Genomic DNA, 2,168 nt, shown 5'->3' on the forward strand with positions numbered 1-2,168 from the left:
AGTTTAGGGTTGTCGACCCGAAACCGTGTGATCTACCCATGTCCAGGGTGAAGTTCAGGTAACACTGAATGGAGGCCCGAACCCACGCATGTTGAAAAATGCGGGGATGAGGTGTGGGTAGGGGTGAAATGCCAATCGAACACGGAGATAGCTGGTTCTCCCCGAAATAGCTTTAGGGCTAGCCTCGGATGAGTGAGACTTGGAGGTAGAGCACTGATTGAATAAGGGGTCCCCACAGGATTACCGAGTTCAGTCAAACTCCGAATGCCAAGCCCTTACGTCCGGGAGTCAGACGGCGAGTGATAAGATCCGTCGTCGAAAGGGAAACAGCCCAGACCGCCGACTAAGGTCCCTAAGTTTGTGCTAAGTGGGAAAGGATGTGACGTTGCCCAGACAACCAGGATGTTGGCTCAGAAGCAGCCACCATTTAAAGAGTGCGTAATAGCTCACTGGTCGAGTGGCGTCGCGCCGAAAATGTAACGGGGCTAAGCACAGCACCGAAGTCGCGGATGACCGTAAGGTCATGGTAGGGGAGCGTTCCAAGGGCATTGAAGATGTGCCGTGAGGCATGTTGGAGCGTTTGGAAGTGAGAATGCCGGTATGAGTAACGAAAAGAGAAGTGAGAATCTTCTCCGTCGAAAGCCTAAGGGTTCCTGAGGAAGGTTCGTCCGCTCAGGGTTAGTCGGGGCCTAAGCCGAGGCCGAAAGGCGTAGGCGATGGACAACAGGTTGATATTCCTGTACCAGCGTTTCACGTTTGAGTGATGGGGGGACGCAGGAAGGTAAGGCGAGCGCACGGATGGAAGTGTGCGTTCAAGCCGCGAGGCCGGCAGCGAGGCAAATCCCGCTGCTATCCGCCAAACGGTGATGAGGAGGGAACTTAAGTACCGAAGCGCCTGATCCTACACTGCCAAGAAAAGCCTCTAGCGAGTGAAACGGTGCCCGTACCCAAACCGACACAGGTGGGCAAGAAGAGAATTCTAAGACGCTCGGGAGAACTCTCGTTAAGGAACTCGGCAAAATCACCCCGTAACTTCGGGAGAAGGGGTGCTCGTCGGACCTACGGGTCCGATGAGCCGCAGTGAAAAGATCCAAGCGACTGTTTACCAAAAACACAGGTTTCTGCTAAACCGTAAGGTGATGTATAGGGGCTGACACCTGCCCGGTGCTGGAAGGTTAAAAGGAGAGGTTATCCTTCGGGAGAAGCTTTGAATTGAAGCCCCAGTAAACGGCGGCCGTAACTATAACGGTCCTAAGGTAGCGAAATTCCTTGTCGGGTAAGTTCCGACCCGCACGAAAGGTGTAACGATTTGGATACTGTCTCAACGAGAGACCCGGTGAAATTATAGTACCTGTGAAGATGCAGGTTACCCGCGACAGGACGGAAAGACCCCATGGAGCTTTACTGCAGCTTGATATTGGATGTGGGTATCGTTTGTACAGGATAGGCAGGAGCCTTGGAAACCGGACCGCTAGGTTCGGTGGAGGCATCGGTGGGATACTGCCCTGACGATATCGACATTCTAACCCTGAACCGTGATCCGGTTCGGAGACAGTGTCAGGCGGGCAGTTTGACTGGGGCGGTCGCCTCCTAAAAGGTAACGGAGGCGCCCAAAGGTTCCCTCAGAATGGTTGGAAATCATTCGCAGAGTGTAAAGGCACAAGGGAGCTTGACTGCGAGACCTACAAGTCGAGCAGGGACGAAAGTCGGGCTTAGTGATCCGGTGGCACCGCATGGAAGGGCCATCGCTCAACGGATAAAAGCTACCCTGGGGATAACAGGCTTATCTCCCCCAAGAGTTCACATCGACGGGGAGGTTTGGCACCTCGATGTCGGCTCATCGCATCCTGGGGCTGAAGTAGGTCCCAAGGGTTGGGCTGTTCGCCCATTAAAGCGGTACGCGAGCTGGGTTCAGAACGTCGTGAGACAGTTCGGTCCCTATCCGTCGCGGGCGTAGGAAATTTGAGAAGAGCTGTCCTTAGTACGAGAGGACCGGGATGGACACACCGCTGGTGTACCAGTTGTTCCGCCAGGAGCATACGCTGGGTAGCTATGTGTGGACGGGATAAGTGCTGAAAGCATCTAAGCATGAAGCCCCCTTCAAGATGAGATTTCCCATGATTTTAAATCAGTAAGACCCCTTAGAGATGATGAGGTTGATAGGTCTG

General features: G+C 53.8%; 1 rRNA gene. It reads left to right on the plus strand.

Going from position 1 to position 2,168, the window contains the following annotated elements:
• Positions 1 to 2,168 (plus strand): 23S ribosomal RNA (locus AC1MBV_RS17195); the annotation flags it as partial.

This window comes from Sporolactobacillus sp. PKPK-6, from assembly GCF_056678885.1.